This is a genomic window from Streptomyces spirodelae (genome assembly GCF_017676385.1).
GTDB lineage: Bacteria > Actinomycetota > Actinomycetes > Streptomycetales > Streptomycetaceae > Streptomyces > Streptomyces spirodelae.
Genome location: NZ_JAFFZN010000014.1, coordinates 71,310 through 87,374, shown reverse-complemented (window position 1 = coordinate 87,374; position 16,065 = coordinate 71,310). Strand labels below are relative to the sequence as shown.

Sequence of the window (16,065 nt, the reverse complement as noted above, 5' to 3'; positions counted from 1 at the left end):
GCCGAGCCTCCCTCTTCCCTCACCGAAGCCGCTCGAACGTGAGCGTCACCCAGTTGCTACCGCTGCCGGTTGCTGCGTCGGCGCACCCCTTGGTTCACATCGCTTGGTGGCCCGGATATAGAGGTGCACGACCGAGGCCATCGCCAGGATGAGCAGCGGTCCGAACACCCACGGATATGCGGCCAGCGTCGTCGGCAGATAGCGGTACGACACCAAGAGCGCGACGAAGACCGTTGTGCCGTAGGTAACCATCTGGGTTGCTTGCCGGTCCCAGCCTCGGGCCAGCCAGCGCATCGCTGCCTCGATCGTGACCGCGAACACGACCCCGGCGACGATGTCGACGCCATAGTGGTAGCCGAACCCCAGCGTTGCGCCGAGCGTGGTGATCAGCCAGAGCGTTCCCAGAAGTCGCAGAACGCGTGGGCAGTTGCGGGAGTGAATGAAAATCACGGTGGCCCACGCTGTGTGCAGGCTGGGCATGCAGTTGCGCGGGGTGATCTCGTCGTGTGGTATCGGGTGCGGGGCGTTGAGCAGCGGGGGTGGGGTGTCCGGCCACAGGTTGGCCAGTGCCCAGTGCCCGCCGTCGGCACCGTAGGTGAAAATCGGTCCGACCACCGGGAAGATCATGTAGATGGCCGGCCCCAGGAGGCCGATCACCAGGAATGTGCGCACCAGATGATGACTGGGGAATCGGCGCTCCACCGCCACGTTCCGCAGCTGGTACACCGCGATGACGACCGCCCCCAGCGCAAGCTGTGCGTAGACCCAGTCGAGAACGCTGGTGCCGATCGGACCGGTGGCCTCGACGACCCGGCCCACCAGCCAGGATGGGTTACCCAGGGCGTGGTCTGCGGTTGCCACATACGGGTCGAGCACGGTATGCCGGGTCTTCGATGTAATGAGCAGCCAGGTGTCGCCCGTCTTGCGACCGACCCACAGCAGCAGGCCCAGCCCGACGCCCTTCAGCAGCAGGACGCGTTCCCGTCCGGTGCGACGCGTGACAGCGATGACCGCGTATGCCAGAAGCACCCACAACGCACCGTTGCCGAAGTAGATCTTCGCATCGAACGCCCACCGCACCGGCAGATACGCGAGGTCGATGCCGATCGCGACACCCGCAGCGACAAAGCGCTGCCGCCAGGTGAGCACCACCATCATCAGCGCCAGACAGGCGTACAGCAGCGGCCCCGATTTCGGGGTGAGTATCACCTCTCGCGCCTGCGTGGTGATCGGCCCCGGCGCACCGTAGTGACGCGCGGCGACCTCCAGGGCGGCGATCATTCCGAGGGCTGCAACGGCCCCCAGTACGACCACTGGTCGACGCCACGCGGCGCTCTTCTTTCCATGGTCGAGGCGCGAGGATATCCCCGGCAGTCCAGATATCAATTTTCAGCCGATTTGTTCGATTTGATCAATTACTTGGTTTTTCATGCCGGATGGCATGGCCTTCCGGGGAAGGCAGGCGATCAGGGAGATCGTCGTGAATCCGATCAAGTTACCGGAGCCAGGTTGTGCTGGTCACTGATGGTGCCAGGACCAGTGCACCCTTTTCCTGATAATCCTTGTCGACAGGCCGGGGCGGAGGCTTCTTCGCTCCGCGCTGTCGCAGCCCGCCGTCGCATCCGCGCCGTCGACGCGCTGGAACTGCCGCACTCACCTCTGCTGTCAAGCGCAGCTCTCGGACTCAGCCCGCAGGCACAGCACTAGCTCTCGGCCTCGTCGTCGCTCTCCCCCTGGGAACGCAGACGGCCCAGGTGGATGCGCATCCGCCGCTCGGCTCCCTCCGCGTCCCGGGCCAGCACCAGGTCGAGCAGCACCTCGTGTTCCTCGGCCGACTCCATGAGCTGACCGCTGGCCGCGAGCCCGGCCAGCCCGTAGAGCCGGGCGTGGCCGCGCAGCTGTCCGACGACCTCCACCAGACGGTGGTTTCCCGCGAGTTCGAGCAGCGCGAGGTGGAAGCGACGGTCCGCCTCCAGAAAGCCGATCAGGTCGCCCGTACGGGCTGCGGCCACTATCTCGCGGGCGACGGGGCGGAGCGCTTCCAGCCGAGCCGGATCGCCGGATCGAGCCACCCGACCCACTGTGGGCACCTCGATCAGCTCTCGGATCTCCACGTACTCGGCGAGGTCACGCCCGGAGAGTTCGGTGACTCGGAAGCCCTTGTTCCGTACGGGTTCCACCATGCCCTCGCGGGTGAGGTCGAGCATCGCCTCGCGCACGGGCGTGGCCGAAACGCCGAACTGCGCGGCGAGCTGCGGCGCTGAGTACACGGCGCCGGGGCGCAGTTCTCCTGCGATCAGTGCGGCGCGCAGGGCGTGCACGACATGGTCGCGGATGCTGAGCCGGTCCGGCACAGCAGGCAGCTTCAGCGGGCGTTCAGCGGTCATGCGCGCAGCGGCTCCTCGGGTGTGATCCACACCGAGTGTATGCCGGGTGGCTGCTCGCCAACTGCGGAAGCAGTCCGGCCGGTTCACGTCTCTCGCATGACATGTGATGTGTGAAATTGTACTGGCGCCCACACGAGCACCCTCCACGACATCTGGAGTACAGATGAGCCGGAACGATCGAAGAAGCTCGTTACGCGCACGCCTCACCCGCACCCTGTGCGCCGGGGCCCTGGCCGTATCCGTGGCCATGGGCGCGGTCCAGTTCGGCGACGGCGGAGCGGCGGCGCACGCGGCGCCGCGCGCCCTCGACCGCGACCGCGATCTCGACCGCGACAAGGGATCGGGGCCCCACACTTCGGACTCCGCCACCAGAGCGGAGGGCATACCGGAGCACACCCCGAAGCGCCTACCCGGCAGACGGCTACATGCCGAGGACCGCCCACCGGCCTCGGCCTCCAAGCACACGCTCCAGTACGACCACAACGACCCGACGGCGTCACCGTCCGAGAAACGGCCCTCCATGAAGGGCGTGGGCCCGGGAACGGGGAAGGCCGCCTGCTCACCCGGCGACTTCGCGCAGACCGGCAAAGCGCTCGTCGAGCAGATCACCTCGTCCACCACAGAGTGCATCAACACCCTCTTCGGCCTCACCGGCGGGGACGCCAAGGGCGCGTTCCGCGAGGAGCAGATGATCACTGTCGCCGACGCGCTGCGCGACGGCTCCGCCACCTACCCCGGCGACGCCGGCACCGGCATGCCGCAGATCGTGCTGTTCCTGCGGGCCGGCTACTACGTGCAGTACAACCACGAGCAGGACGTGGGCGAGTACGGGCCGGAACTCAAGGCGGCGATCCAGCGCGGCCTGGACGCGTTCTTCGGCTCCGAGCACTCGCACGATGTCACCGACGCCAACGGCGAGACCCTGTCCGAGGCCGTCACCCTGATCGACAGCGCCGGGGAGAACGCCCGCTACCTCGGCATCGTCAAGCGGATGCTGGAGGACTACGACAGCTCGTACGACGACAAGTGGTGGATGGTCAACGCGGTCAACAACGTCTACACGGTGCTGTGGCGCGGGCATCAGATGCCGGACTTCGTCAAAGCGGTGGTGGCCGACCCCAGCGTCCTGCGCACCCTGTACACCTTCGCGAAGGACCACCTCGATCTGCTCGGCGGGCAGCACTCCTACCTCACCTCCAACGCGGGGCGGGAGATGGGCCGCTTCGTCCAGCACGGCCGACTGCACCCGAAGGTGCGCCCGCAGATGAAGGCGCTGCTCAAAATGAGCTCGATGACCGGGAGGACGGCCCCGCTGTGGGTCGGCGTCGCGGAGATGGCCGACGAGTTCGACGACTACAACTGCTACTACTACGGCGTCTGTGACCTCGAAGAGCGGCTCAAGAAGGCCGTCCTCAAGACCGAGGAGCCGTGCAGCGACAGCATCTCGGTCGTCGCTCAGGACATGGACGCGAGCAACTTCGCCGACACCTGCACCAGCCTCAACGGCCAGGACGCGTTCTTCCACAAGGTCGCCAAGGACGACGGCCCGGTGAAGGACGACAGGAACACCCAGCTCGAAGTCGTCGTCTTCGACTCCGACATCGCCTACCGGACGTACGCCGGGGTGATCTACGACATCGACACGAACAACGGCGGCATGTACCTGGAGGGCGACCCGTCGGCCGAGGGCAACCTCCCCCGTTTCATCGCTTTCGAGCGGCCGGACGGCGACAAGTTCCGGATCTGGAACCTCAACCACGAGTACACCCACTACCTCGACGGCCGTTTCGACATGTACGGCGACTTCGAAGCCGGAGTCTCGACCCCTACGGTGTGGTGGATCGAGGGCTTCGCGGAGTACATCTCCTACACGTACCGCGGGCTCCCCTACGACGAGGCGATCAAGGCAGCCGGCAAGAAGACCTATCCGCTGAGCAAGCTGTTCGACACGACGTACGAGAACTCCAATACGGCCCGCACCTACCAGTGGGGCTACCTCGCCGTCAGGTACATGCTGGAGAAGCACCCTGACGACGTGGCCACCGTGCTCGCCTCCTACCGCACCGGCGACTGGAACGCGGCACGCAGGCACCTGACAGAGAACATCGGCACACGCTACGACCAGGACTGGTACACCTGGCTCGACGCCTGTGCGAGCGGCTCCTGCTGACCGCCCACCGCCCGTGGTCCCCGGCCCCTGGCCGGGGACCACGCCATGCGCGCCGACGGAACAGCTGCCTTCTCGACCAGGAAGCCCTGGCCGGGGCTTCCAATGTGTCGAACCCGGCGGGTGACTACCGCGTCCGGAGAGCTCGGCGCATGAACGCGTCGATGCAGCTGAACACCAGTTACTCGTCCGGGTCCACGATTCCCGGCACCACCGACTCGCCCAGCCCGAACGGCCAACGCCGCATCGAGGCGGCCGAAACCACGCTCCGCGCCGTAGCTGATCGCCCGGTCCGTGAAGAGGGAAGCTGCTCCGCCCAGGGTGGCGAGGGGCGTCCGACGGACAACTCGAGCTGCCGAGCGGCTCGGCAGCCGTCAGCCGGCCGCTCCGCACGAAGCCCCGGCCATGCTGCTGTGACCTGGCTGCTCCAGATGTCACCCGTCTGGGTCAGAAGCTTTGCGCACCCCTCCTCTGCACCGCCTGCCCAGCGCGAGCTGTGCGGACGTTTCTCCTTACTCTGGAAGAGGCCGCACCCGGCCGGGTCGGAGGCGATGAGATGAGGGAGAACGCGGGGGCGGCATTCGGGTTCGCGGGGGTGGCGATGGCGGCCGTCTATGCGCGCGACCGGAAGGACGGCGACCGGCTGCGGATGACCGAGCAGCTCGGCCGGACGAGCACGCCGTACGAGTTGCCACCGGTCCTGTCCCTGAGTGATCACCACCCGGTGACCGAGGCATACCGCACCGGCCGGTCCGTATGGCCGGCCACGGCTCACCCGGTCACCGCCGGGGAGACACCGGCGGTATCCGTGGGGGCCCTGCCGCTGGGCATGGTGCACGCACCGCTCGGCTGCCTGCTGGTCGTCGCCGACGGTCCGGACCGCTTCGACCCCACTCGGCGGCGCCTGCTGGAGATGTACGCCGCCCAGGTCGTGATCCGGCTCGAGGCGGACGGCCTGCCACTGACCGGCCCCGAACCCGGCGGGGAGCGTGCCCGGGGGACCTCAGTGCTGCGCCGGATCCGTCCGGGTGCCTTCACGCTCGGCCTGGACACGGGCGACATCGACGCTGACAGCCAGATGCTCCGGCTGTTCGGCATCGCCCCCGAGAGCTTCGACGGGCGCATCGAGGCACTGCTCTCCCGCGCTGTACCGGACGACCTGCCCTCCATGATGGCCCTCGTGGAGCCCGACCGGCGTCCTCCGAACGTCCGGGACCTGGAATTCAGGGTTCGGCTGAGCACAGGCGAACTGCGCTGGCTCTCGTTGAGCTGCCAGGTGCAGTTCGCCTCGGCCGGGCGGCCGGACCAGCTGCTCGGCGTCGTCGCCGACGCCTCCCAGCTGCGACCCAGCGCTCACGAGGTCTCCCGGGTCCAGCGTCTGGCCACCGCCCTCGCCGACGCCACGACGATCCGCGAGGTGGGCAGCGTCGTCGTCACCGCCCTGCTCGACTCGCTGGGAGCCGACCGGGTGGCGCTCGCCGAACTGGTGGGTGACCGGCTCGTGGTCACCGTTCTGGAACCTTCGGATCAGAACGCCTGGCCACGGGCGTGGCGGTCTGCCTGGCGCACGGAATGGCCCGACGCGCCCTCCAGCTCCCTCCCGACGCTGGAGGCCGTCTTGCGTGAGGGGACCATCCGCCTGTGGCCGTCGCATACGGCCACCCAGCCGGACCTGGCCCGGCTGGGCCCCGGCGGACTGGCTCTGCTGCCGCTGCCGGCCGAGGACCGGGTGGTCGGCGCGTGCATGGTCGGCTGGGACGAGCCGCACGAGTTCGGCTTGGAGGAGCGCTCGCTGCTGACCGCCACCGCCTCTCTGGCGGGGCAGGCCCTGGTGCGGGCCCGTGCGGTCGACGCCGAGCACGAGCTCGCGACGATGCTCCAGCGCAGCCTGCTGCCCCGCAGGCTGCCCGCGCTGCCCGGCGGAGTCGCCGTGGCCCGGTACCTGCCGGCCACCGCGGGGCTGGAGGTGGGCGGTGACTGGTACGACGTGATCCCGTTGACGGACGGGCAGGTCGCCTTCGTCATCGGGGACGTGCAGGGCCACAGCGCCGCCGCCGCGACCATCATGGGCCAGATGCGCACGGCGATCAGGGCCTACGCGGTGGAGGGCCACGCCCCCGACGTGGTCGTCTCGCACGCCAACCGGCTGCTGGTCGACATGGAGACAGATCTGTTCGCCACCGTCTGCTACGTCGCGCTGGACATGGAGGAGGGAAACGCCTGGTTCGTCCGGGCGGGGCACCCGCCGCCCGTCATCCGCGACCCGGAGGGCACGACCAGAGAACTGCACGCCGAGATCGGGCCGCCACTGGGCGTCTTCACGGAAGCGGAGTACACCATGGCGACAACCACGCTCGCCCCCGGCTCCGTCCTGGCCCTGATGACGGACGGCCTCGTGGAGTCCGCGCACATGGAGGTGGAGGAGGGGTTGCGCCGCGTCGGTGCGTCCCTGGCAGCCGCGGACCCGTCCGACCCCGATGGGACGGCGGATTCCCTGCTCGGGGACACCGCGCGCCGCGACGACGATGTGGCGCTGCTCCTGCTGCGCTACGACGGCATGGCGGTCAGGCCCCGCCGGGCCGGCTGGGCGGTGTGGCGGCTGCCCGATGCCGCCGTGCACGCGCGCCGCTTCACCACTCGCACGCTGCGCAAGTGGGACGCGACGGAGGAGTCCGACACGGTTCTCCTGGTCGTCTCCGAGTTGGTGACCAACGCGCTGGTGCACACCCGGGGCGAGGTCCGGCTGGATCTCACGCTGGCCGGCGACCGGCTGCGCGTCGCGGTCAGCGACTCCTCACCCCGTACGCCCATCCGAGCGGCCAGCATGGACTGGGAGGCCACTGGCGGCCGGGGCATCCTCCTCGTCGACGCGCTGTCCGAGTCCTGGGGGTCGGTGCCGTTCAGCGGCGGCAAACAGGTGTGGAGCGAGATCGCCCTGCCGCCGAGCGAACCCGACCGGCCCACCCGGGAGGGGGAGGCCACACAGGGGAACGGACCCGGCCATGGAGATGCTGCGGCCGCGAAGTAGGAAATACTAGGACATTATGGTTTCTCTGAGCTGACAGGTGTGCCGGACCGGCCAGGGAGGTGCCGTGGATGAAGCCTCATCCGGCTCGGACCGGGGCCCTCCTGGCCGGCGCGATGCTGATGCTGGTGCTCACCGCCTGCGGGCAGGCGAAGCTGTCCGACAGGCAGCCGAACAGGAGCAGGCCCCACCACGACGGGGGCTTCACCATCGGACTCCTCCTCCCGTCCCGCCAGGCCACCCGCTGGCAGCAGTTCGACCGGCCGCTGATCAACAGCAGGGTCCACGCACTGTGCCGCACCTGCACAGTGCGTTACGTCGCGGGCGGCGCGGATGCGGCAGCCCAGCAGCGGCAGGCCCAGTCCCTGCTCTCCAGCGGTATCGACGTGCTGATCATCGGCTCGGTCGACTCCAGGGCGGCACGGCCCGCCGTCCGGGAGGCGGCAGCAGCGCAGGTGCCGGTCATCGCCTACGACCAGTTGGCCGAGGGGCCGATCTCGGGGTACGTCTCGTTCAGCGGCAAGCAGGTCGGCAAGCTCCAGGGCAAGGCGTTGCTGAAGGCACTGGGCCCCGAGGCACCCCGGCGCAGCATCGTCATGCTGAACGGCTCGCCCAACGATCCGAACTCCTCGGACTTCAAGAACGGGGCTCTCTCCGTCCTCAGGGGCCGGGTGAAGATCGCCAAGGAATACGACGTGCTCAACTGGAACCCGTCGATCGCCTACACCGACATGGCCGCGGCCATCTCCGCCGTCGGACCCGACCGCATCGACGGCGTCTATGCCGCCAACGACGGCCTCGCCTTCGGAGCCGTCGCCGCGATGAAGGCGTCCAGCATCCGCCCACTGCCCCCGGTCACCGGCCAGGACGCGGACCTGGACGCCGTGCGGCGCATCATCACCGGCGAGCAGTACATGACCGTCTACAAGTCCTTCAGCCGTGAGGCCCGTGCCGCCGCCGAGATGGCCGTCGCTCTGGGCCGGGGCAAGAGCATCGCCGACATCGCCACCGGGACGGTCAGCAACAGCTCCCTCCAGGACATCCCCTCCGTCGTACTCGAACCCGTCGCACTGACCGCCTCCGACATCGAAACCGTGATCAAGGACGGCGTGTACACCACCGATCAGATCTGCACCCCCGAATTCCGCTCCGCCTGCGCGAGGGCCGGCCTCCTCGGATAGACGCCGGCCGGACGGCAGGTACTCAAGGCAAGGGAAGAGCCCACGTGTCGACCACCCCCGTGCTGGCGCTGCACGGCATCTCCAAACGGTTCGGTGCCGTGCAGGCGCTGCTCGACGTCGACCTGGAGATCCACGCCGGTGAGGTCGTCGCCCTGGTGGGCGACAACGGCGCGGGCAAGTCCACACTCGTCAAGGTGATCACCGGCGCCGGGCCGGCCGACGACGGCGTGATCGAATGGCGGGGCCGCACAGTGCGCATCCTCCAGCCGCGCGACGCCCGCGAACTGGGCATCGCCGCCGCCTATCAGGACCTCGCGCTGTGCGAGAACCTCGACGTGATCGGCAATCTCTTCCTCGGACGGGAGGTCACCCGGCTGGGCGTCCTGAACGAGGTGGCGATGGAGCAGTGGACCAGGGAACTGCTGAATACCTTCTCCCTCCACATCCCCGACCTGCGCGCCCCCGTCGCCACGCTCTCCAGCGGGCAGCGGCAGGGCATCGCGATCTGCCGCTGCCTCCTCGGCGAGCCCGAGCTGATCCTGCTGGACGAGCCGACCGCAGCCCTGGGCGTCCAGCAGTCCGTGCAAGTCCTCGACTACATCGAACGCCTGCGGGAACGCGGACTCGGCGTCATGCTCATCAGCCACAACCTCGGCGACGTCAAGGCCGTGGCGGATCGTGCGGTGGTGCTGCGGCTGGGACGGAACAACGGCTTCTTCGACGTCACCACCACGTCCCAGGAGCAGATCGTCTCCTCCATCACGGGTGCCACCGACAACGCCGTGTCCCGCCGTGCGACACCGGAGTGGGAACTATGACATCCACGGAACAGTCCCCGGCCGACTCCTCCGGCTCAGCCGGGTCCACCGGCTCACCCGGCAAAGAGACCGGGCACCGACAGAACAGCCTCCTGGAGGTCGTGCGCCGACGGCTGCGCGCCGGGGAACTCGGATCGGCCTCCGTCATCGTCGCCCTGGCGGTGATCTGGGCCGTCTTCGAGAGCCTCGACACCAGTTTCCTCAGCCCGCGCAATCTCTCCAACCTCAGCGTGGACATCGTCGGCACCGGCCTGATCGCCGTCGGTGTCGTGTTCGTGCTGCTGGTGGGCGAGATCGACCTCTCGGTCGCTTCGGTCAGCGCCCTGGCCGCAGCCCTGTTCGCGGCGGGCAATGTGCAATACGGCATCCCGGAGGTGCCCGCCGTTCTCCTCGCGCTGGCAGCGGGCGCGGCCGTCGGCGCCATCCAGGGCTTTCTCGTCGCCAGGGTGGGCGTGCCGTCGTTCGTCGTCACGCTCGCCGGGCTGCTGGGCTGGAACGGCCTGACGCTGTACATCTTCGGCGGTCAGGGCTCCATCATCCTGGACGACGGAGGGCTGGTCGTCACACTCACCCACTACTACTTCCACGACGTCGCCGTCGCCTACGGCCTGGCAGCCCTCGGTACGGCCGCCTACTTTCTGCTGTCCTACCGGAACGCGCAGCGCCGCAGAGCCATCGGCGCCCTGCCGGCCCAGGGCTCGCGCGAGATCGTGCTGCGCACCCTCGCCCTCGCTGCCGTCTCCTTCGCCGCCGCCTGGACGCTCAACCAGTTCCTGGGCCTGCCTCTCGCACTGCTGATCTTCCTCACGTTCCTCGTCTGCCTCGATCTGCTGCTGCGCCGGACGACCTACGGCCGCCGGATCTTCGCCCTCGGCGGTAGCGTGGAGCCGGCCCGCCGCGCCGGCATCGCCGTGGTGTCGGTACGGGTGTCGGTCTTCATGATCTCCAGCACGATGGCCGCGATCGGCGGCCTGTTCCTGGCCTCCCGGATCACCTCCGCCAGTGAGACGGCAAGCTCCGGCAACCTGCTGATGCAGGCCATCGCCGCAGCCGTCATCGGCGGTACCAGCCTCTTCGGCGGTCGAGGCCGCACCTGGTCGGCGCTCCTGGGCATCCTGGTGATCCAGTCGATCGCCTCGGGCATGGCGCTGCTGGGCATTCCGGTGGCCGTCCAGCTCATGATCACCGGCGTGGTCCTGCTCGCCGCTGTCATCATCGACACGCTCGCGCGCCGCACGATGCACGCCCACGGCCTGGCCTGAAAGCAGTACGGCATCGGACGGCAGCGCCGCGTGCCAGGTGGGCCGTAGGCCCCACCCGCGGCGCTTGCACGAGCTGAGAACCCTTCAGCAGGGCACCGGGGGCGCCCGGCCTCGCGCTCCAACCCACCCACGCCGCAAACGAGGCCCCAGTCCTTGCCGAGCTCATCCCCGACGCCGGAAGCGGCATGTCCTCACGGCATGCGGGAAGCCGTGGGGATTTGGTACGTCCCGGAGGGGGTGTGGAGCCATGGTCCCGATGTCGCGGCGCTGGTCAGGGGGACGCTGGTGCTGTCGTAGGGCGCCGTGGGCTGCCGTCAGGGTACGTGTCAGTGGCGAAAGGGGGCTTGAAGCACCCGCACACGGTGGTGGCGGACCCGCTGGATTTACGCGCCCCGTAACCGTAGTTCAAGCCCTCGGGGGAACCACAAACATGGACTGTACCGCGCCCGCTGCGACTTGCGGATATTCGCTCGGCCTGACGATACGCAGGCTTCTTCCGAAGACGTGTGTTCGTTGACACAGCGACCGCTCGAACCGACAGTGCAGGCGCGAGCAGGGCACGACACAGCCCGATACGTTCGACTCCGCGTTCGGCGCGGGGTGCTCGCGGGCCGACGGCACCCGGCACGCAACGTAAGGGGGAAGCACTATAGTGTCGATTGACAGGAAGGGAAAATTATATCTCTACCGCGAGGACCTCTCGAACGAGAGGGCGCAGGCATTCTCCACTTACCCATTCTGATATCTACAGAATTTGTTACTCAAGATAGTTCAGGCTGTCTGATGCCTCCTGGAGAGCTTCACGCATGTCCTGAACATCATAGTAAGGTGAGCCGCACCCCGGGCGGAAAAGTGACAGCGGCTCAGCAAGCTCCTCAAACGCGAGGGACTCCGGGAAATTCTCCACCAGGATCCCCTCGATACTATTGATCAAAGAAATCGATTGATCCTCACCTGATAGAAACACATCAATGAGAGAAAGAAGCTCCGCCTTAGCGTTCACGGGGTATCGAATTCCTTTGGAATCATGACGGTCACAATATGATTCGGATTGGTGGAACTGACTACGACGAAGGGTTTTCCGGGAAGCTTCATCGCTCTCACTTGGATAGTTTGACGCGCTGGATCGTATTTTACCTTGTTCCCCTTGTCGAGAATGTAATCGATGGCGTTGAGCGTCGTCGGTGGGCGCCCTGGCCCAGTTCCTGCAACGCGTTCCGCCGCGTGCGAGGAGAGCGTTCTCCCCTTCGGCGTCGTCAGATCGGGCACATGGACGCCCAACCTCTGACGGTTGGCGAAGGTCGGACTATACGGCGTAACTTCCTTGCCGCTACCCGGCTTTTTATCAGCAGAAGGCGCGCTGGCCGGTGCTAGCCCAAGGTAATCGGCGTGAGTAAACGGGTTTCTGACGTAGGCGTGCGGATTGGGTGCTGGCGCCACGCCGAGAGGGTCTGAAGTCAGGTAACGAGCTGTTTCGGGGTCGTAGTAGCGAAAGTAGTTGTAGTGCAGGCCCGATTCCGGGTCGGCGTACTGGCCCGGGAAGCGGAGTGGGCAGGGGGTGTCGCCGTGGCCGTCAGGCGAGGGGAGGGGGGTGCCCCACAAAGTGGTGCGGTTCTGCCAGGCCAGTGACCCCTCGGGCGTGATGAGTTCCGTGGGAGTGCCCGTCAGATCCGTGACGATCGCGTGGAAAGCAGGGTGCGTTGCCGTCGGCTCGGTGAGTTTTGAGAGGAGTGAAGTGCCGGGCCCGGGAACGAGCTGGGTGTGGTCGGTTTGGGTGAGGGGGCGGTGGGTGCCGGGGGCGTAGTCCCAGGTGGTGGATTTGCCGTCGGGCGTGGTCTGCTCGGCGAGGCGAGTGTCGTCCCAGGTGAAGGTGGTCGCCTCGCCATCCGGAGATCTCTTGGATATCCGGCGGCCCATGGGGTCGTAGGCATACGTCCACACCCCGCCGTCCGGTGTCGTGACGGCGGCAAGGCGGTCCTCCGCATTCCAGGTGTAGGTCCAGGTGCGGCGTTGGCCGTTCAGGAGGCGACGCGTTGTGGAGGTGCGGCGGCCCGCCGCATCGTGGCCGTAAGACGTGTGGCCGGCTCGGTGGAGACGGGTTCCTTCGGCCTGGCGTTTGCCTGGGGCCGGGTGGTCGGGTGCCTCGGCGCTGGTGATGTTGCCGGCCGGGTCGTAGGCGTATGTCTCCCGCCAGCCGTGCGCGCTGACGCCCGTCACGCGGCCGACCGGGTCGAGGGCGAAGCGGCGGGTGCCCGTGGCCAGCTCGCGAATCTCGGTGAGGTAGCCGTCGGGGCGGTAGGCGTAGGTGCGGTGCTGGAGGAGCTCCGGTCCTGATCTCGCAGTCTGCGTGGTGAGGCGGTCGGCCGCGTCCCACTGCTGGGTGAGGGAGATGTCGCCGGTTCGGCGTTCCGTCTCGCGGCCTGCCGCGTCGTAGGTGAAGGTCAGTGTGCCGTGGTCGGTGGCCAGCTCCGCGGGTCGGCCGTCGGCGTCGTAGGTCCAGGTGGAAGTGAGGCCGGAGGGTGTGATCCGTTGTATCGGCAGGCCGAGCGGATTGTAGGTGTAGGAGAGAGTACGGCCGTTGGTTGTCTCGGTCAGCACGCGGCCCAGCGGGTCGCGTTGGATGACGACCTCAACACCCGAGCTACTGGCGCGGACCAGGTCGCCCGTTGCGTTGTAGGTGTAGGTGGTGACGGTGCCCGCATCCTCGTCGTGCTGCTCGGTCACGCGGCCGAGTGCGTCGCGGGAGAAGCGCAGTGTCTGGCCTACTGCGTTCGTGCGGGCTACCAGTCGCCCCGACGCGTCCAACGTGTAGGTCAGGCGCGCGCCGTTGAAGTCCGTCTCGGAGGTGAGGCGTCCTGCCGCGTCGTACTCGTATTCCCAGTGCAGGCCCTGGGGGTTGGTCACCCGGGTGAGGCGGAGGGTGGTGTCGTAGGTGAAGGCGTACGTGGCGCCGTCCGCGTCCGTACGCGACACCAGCATGTCCCAGGGCCCAGGGGCGTGACGGCTGGTGTGCCCGGCGGGGTCGGTGTGGGTGAGGAGGTTGCCTTCCGCGTCCCAGGTCCAGCTCTCGCGGCCCCCTGCAGCGTCTTCGCGCCAGCGCGGTTTGCCTTCGACCGTCCAGGCCATGCGCGTGACGTGTCCGAGGGGGTCGGAGATTTCGGTGATGCGCCCGAAGGCATCGCGGCTGATGCGGGTGGTGTGGCCCAGGGTGTCGGTCACTGTGGCCGGGAGCCCTGCTGGGGTCGGGGTGATGCGGCGGGTGTGGTCGAGGGCGTCGGTGATTGCGGTGAGGTGGCCCCGCTCGTCGTATGCGTAGTGGCTGACCGCTCCCGCTGGGTCCACCGAGCGCGTGAGGTTGCCCAGTTCGTCGTAGGAGTGCTGCCAGCATGCACCACCCGGTTCCGTCACGGTGGTCGGCTGCCGCAGGTGGTTGTACGTCGCGGATACACGGGACCCGTCCGGCAGCAGCACCTCGGCCAGGTTGCCGTCCTCGTCGTAGCTGTAACGCGTGGTGCGGCCCAACTCGTCCGTGTGGGAGAGGCGGTCGTGGCCGCGTGCGTCCCACTCGGTGCAGGTGCTGTTGCCCAGCGGGTCGGTCTCGGCGACGACCTGACCGTCGTCGTTGTAGCGGAAAACCGTGCTGTGGCCGTGCGAGTCGGTGTAGGTCGTGGTGCGTGTGGCGTCGTCGTAGGTGAAGGTGTCGTTGTAGATGCCGTCGGTGCCCTCGGTGCGGATCGTGCGGCCCGCCTCGTCGTAGGTGAAGCGGCACCACACCCCGTTGCGGTCGGTCCACGAGAGCATGCGGCCCTCACCGTCGTAGGTGAAGCGCATCGCCTTGCCGCTGGAGTTGATCGCCTCGGCCAGATTGCCGGCCTCGTCGTATCCGTAGCGCATCACGAGCGTGCCTGCTGCCGGCGCCTGCTCCCGCTCGTACGCCGAGGGCGCCTCGTCCAGCAGCCGCAGGGCGGTGACGCGCTGCCCCTCGGTCTCGACGGCGAGGTGATAGCCGCCCGAGTGGCGCAGCGCGGTGGGTATCCCGGCCGCGTCGCGGTCCACCTCGATGCGGGCGCCGTTGCGGTCCTGCCAGGATTCCACCGGCATCCTGAGGGTTGTCTCGTCCTCGGTGGGCCCAGGGTGGGCGAAGGTGCGTGTGACGCCGCTGTCCGGGTCGGTGACCGTGAGCACTCCGTCCGGTTTGCCGTCCCATTCCAGCGGCCAGCGCGGGCCCTTGTCCGGCAGGGCGGGTACGCCCGGCTCCGGGATCGGGTAGACCAGCCGCATGCCGTCGGCGGCCGCGAAGATGGCGCCTTGCGGGTCGAGTTGGACCTGCTCGTCCAGGGTGGAGGACCAGCTCGGGCCGAAGCACACCCCGGCCCTGTACGACGACACATGAGTACGGGTGAAGTCCAGTGGCAGTGATGCGGGAAGTGACAGATCGGTCAGCTCCATGAACATCGCCCCGGTGGCGACATCAACCGGCTCCCCGGCACCGGGCACCTTGCTGGTCGGCCGCGCGGCCTTGCCCGGAATGAGATTTTCGCGCAGCGAGGCCGGCGGGCGCATCATCGGTGGTCTCGCCCCCGGCCCGGGGGCGAACGGCCCCAGGACCGCGCCGGTCAGGGTGCCGTACTTCGCGGCGTTGCTCACCTCCTCCAGACTGAACCCGTCCTGCTGCCCGGCCAGGATGCGGGCGGGCTGCGCCACGGCCAGGTCCATGGCGACGCTCCCCACCCCGGCGAACACGGCACCTCGCGCGATACGGGCGAAGATCGCGGCGGCACGAGTCGCCAGAGAGGTGGACTTCTCAATACTGAGAGTGACGATCCCCGTCGCCGCCGCCACAGCCGCCGCATCAGAAGCCCCGAGCGTGGGACCGGTCAGCGCGATCCCGGCCACGATCAGCGCCGCGCTGCCCACGATCTCACTGCGGATCTGCTTCTTCGTGCCATCGATGTCGTCCGCGAGCTCGTCGAGCATCTTCGCCATGTCCCGGGCAGATTCGGGCAGATCGCGCAGCCAGCCCTTCTCTCCCCCGCCGACATAGCGGGACCAGAACTTGTCGAACGCGTCGATGGCCTCGCCGCTGTTGACCTCCAGGATCCTTTGCGCCGAGTTGTTGGTGTCCCCCCGCACCTCCTCGGCATCCTTCGCGAACGCCCGCCATGCCTTCGCCGCCTCCCGGAGCTTGCCCTCATCCCCGTCAGGCCAGATCAGGCCCATCTTCT

9 protein-coding genes are annotated in these 16,065 nt (G+C 68.0%); 5 read left to right on the top strand and 4 right to left on the bottom strand.

Annotated features, from left to right (window positions below; all coding sequences use genetic code 11):
* Positions 1-45: 45 nt before the first annotated feature.
* Positions 46-1,281, bottom strand: coding sequence for a phosphatase PAP2 family protein (locus JW592_RS16710; RefSeq protein ID WP_209265902.1), 1,236 nt, complete (start codon positions 1,279-1,281; stop codon positions 46-48).
* A gap of 422 nt (positions 1,282-1,703) precedes the next feature.
* Positions 1,704-2,387: a GntR family transcriptional regulator gene (locus JW592_RS16705; protein ID WP_209265901.1), complete on the bottom strand. Its 684-nt coding sequence runs from the start codon at positions 2,385-2,387 to the stop codon at positions 1,704-1,706.
* Positions 2,388-2,550: 163 nt separating this feature from the next.
* Between JW592_RS16705 and JW592_RS16700 the strand changes: the two genes are divergently transcribed.
* The 5 genes from JW592_RS16700 (at position 2,551) to JW592_RS16680 (ending at position 10,840) form a co-directional block, all read left to right on the top strand.
* Entirely contained in the window at positions 2,551-4,557 is a 2,007-nt protein-coding gene (locus JW592_RS16700) for a collagenase (protein WP_372446523.1), read from the top strand.
* A 553-nt stretch (positions 4,558-5,110) separates the two neighbouring features.
* Positions 5,111-7,582 carry a SpoIIE family protein phosphatase gene (locus JW592_RS16695; RefSeq protein WP_209265900.1) on the top strand — a complete coding sequence of 824 codons (2,472 nt, stop codon included), beginning with the start codon at positions 5,111-5,113 and terminating at the stop codon, positions 7,580-7,582.
* A gap of 68 nt (positions 7,583-7,650) precedes the next feature.
* Positions 7,651-8,760 (top strand): sugar ABC transporter substrate-binding protein, encoded by a 1,110-nt coding sequence (locus JW592_RS16690; RefSeq protein ID WP_209265899.1) that lies wholly within the window; start codon positions 7,651-7,653, stop codon positions 8,758-8,760.
* Between the two features lie 44 nt (positions 8,761-8,804).
* Positions 8,805-9,578 carry an ATP-binding cassette domain-containing protein gene (locus JW592_RS16685; protein ID WP_209265898.1) on the top strand — a complete coding sequence of 258 codons (774 nt, stop codon included), beginning with the start codon at positions 8,805-8,807 and terminating at the stop codon, positions 9,576-9,578.
* Positions 9,575-10,840 carry a sugar ABC transporter permease gene (locus JW592_RS16680; protein ID WP_209265897.1) on the top strand — a complete coding sequence of 422 codons (1,266 nt, stop codon included), beginning with the start codon at positions 9,575-9,577 and terminating at the stop codon, positions 10,838-10,840. The genes JW592_RS16685 and JW592_RS16680 overlap by 4 nt, the downstream gene beginning before the upstream one ends.
* 757 nt (positions 10,841-11,597) lie before the next feature.
* Here the strand turns inward: JW592_RS16680 and JW592_RS16675 are convergent.
* Together JW592_RS16675 and JW592_RS16670 are read right to left on the bottom strand one after the other, a co-directional pair.
* Entirely contained in the window at positions 11,598-11,843 is a 246-nt protein-coding gene (locus tag JW592_RS16675; RefSeq protein ID WP_209265896.1) for a hypothetical protein, read from the bottom strand.
* A complete protein-coding gene (locus JW592_RS16670) occupies positions 11,840-16,060 on the bottom strand; it encodes a DUF6531 domain-containing protein (protein ID WP_209265895.1) in 4,221 nt (1,406 codons plus the stop codon). Before JW592_RS16670 ends, JW592_RS16675 begins: the two co-directional genes overlap by 4 nt.
* Between the last annotated feature and the right edge of the window lie 5 nt (positions 16,061-16,065).